2 protein-coding genes are annotated in these 1,526 nt (G+C 50.4%); both read right to left on the minus strand.

The annotated features are described in order from the left end of the window. Window positions 1-62: 62 nt before the first annotated feature. Entirely contained in the window at window positions 63-416 is a 354-nt protein-coding gene (locus IGR76_18835) for a hypothetical protein (protein ID MBF2080511.1), read from the minus strand. A 106-nt stretch (window positions 417-522) separates the two neighbouring features. Further along, window positions 523-1,002, minus strand: coding sequence for a flavin reductase (locus tag IGR76_18840; GenBank protein ID MBF2080512.1), 480 nt, complete (start codon window positions 1,000-1,002; stop codon window positions 523-525). Window positions 1,003-1,526 lie beyond the last annotated feature (524 nt).

Here is a 1,526-nt window from a genome sequence, read left to right on the forward strand (position 1 = left end):
AATGTAGCTGCTTCAGCCATTCTCATTAACAATTCTTATTGCGGTGACCAGGTACGTTTTTTTTATCCAAACGTAGAGCCATTCCAGCCCCACATTGCGCCGCGTGCGTCGGCAAATTCGATATAGATACGATTCGTCGGTACGCCGAGCGCCTTACTTAACTGGTCGCAAAAATCCTGGCTCATCGCTTTGGTTTGCGCGGAACTCATCTGCCCAACACTTTTAATTTCCACGTAGCAAACCGGATCGGTCGTTCCGGCAAAGGTCATCGCGACGCCGGGTTCAAACGCTGTCATCACATAGGATTCAGGTTTGCCTAGGTGTTTGGCTAAACTGGCAGACAGGGTTTTGAGCATGGACGTCACCGCCGCCGCATCGGGCGCGGTCACGGAGGATTGGACTTTGATCAGGGGCATGACTGCGACTTCTCCTAACGTTTGAGACTGAGCTGAATTCTAAGCGCATCCAGGATGATGGTGCTATTAAAGCGGATTCTCCCTAGGGGGACGTCCATCCTAGGACTTAGCCACCGTATTGCCAGCCCGTGCTTTCGAGCAACAAGGGTTCACCCTCACGATGCACACCTGCTGCAATGACTTCACCCACAAAGACCGTATGATCCCCATGCTCTACGGAACCGACCACGCGACACTCCACATAGCCGAGGGAGTCAGAAATGATCGGACATCCGGTTTCGCCTAGGTAGGATTCAATATCTTCAAATTTGTTACCCACGAGGCGTTGGGGTTTGAAAAAAGTCTGGGCGATCGCCTTTTGTCCGGCTTCCAGCACACTGAGTGCAAACACTTGGCTGGTTTTAATCATGTCGTGGGATTTGGAATCGTTGCGAACGCAGTTGACCACTAGCGGCGGCTGAAACGAGGCTTGCATCACCCAACTAGCGGTAAAGCCATTCACCTCTTCACCATCTGTGACCCCACACACATAAAGACCGTGGGGGATCTTACGCAGCATTGTTTTCTTGGCCTCTTCGTTTAGCATGGCGCTTTCCTCAATAGCCTGACATTGTTAAGTTTAGTATCAATCAGGACGCTTTCGGGCATGGGCACTTTTCAGCCCTCCGATCATCGCTACAACTGGTGGTTGAGCATCGAATGATTTCTTCAACGACGTATTTATCAAGCGTTCAATCGAAGCAACCGCTACCCTCAGCGCTAACGACTAGGCACAAACGCTATTTTTGGAGTAATGTACAGTAAATTTAAGTAAACTGAGGCAGGTCAACGAGCAATCTATATTAGATTTGAATTCGTTGGTTTTCGTTGGTTGTTGAGCCTAACTCAACCGCCTCAAGCCCCTAGGTCTGGTGCTTCCTTACAGCCCACCGTAGGTTAACCTAAGCCTTGTCGCAAATTGAGCATTCATAGAGGTTTTCCATGCTGGAGTTTGGCAATCGATCTCGCTCTCTACGTCGCCGCCGATTGGCTGAGCAACGGCAATCCTCTTCTCCATCGCGATCGAATCCGAAGCCATCTCCTTCATCTTCTAATGCCTCGGTGCGGCGA

Origin of the sequence: Synechococcales cyanobacterium T60_A2020_003 (assembly GCA_015272205.1) — a bacterium.
Lineage (GTDB): Bacteria > Cyanobacteriota > Cyanobacteriia > RECH01 > RECH01 > JACYMB01.

Bases quoted from the DNA above. Each gene is read 5' to 3' on its own strand.
- IGR76_18835 (MBF2080511.1), bottom strand. From the start codon at position 416: ATGCCCCTGATCAAAGTCCAATCCTCCGTGACCGCGCCCGATGCGGCG.
- IGR76_18840 (MBF2080512.1), bottom strand. From the start codon at position 1,002: ATGCTAAACGAAGAGGCCAAGAAAACAATGCTGCGTAAGATCCCCCAC.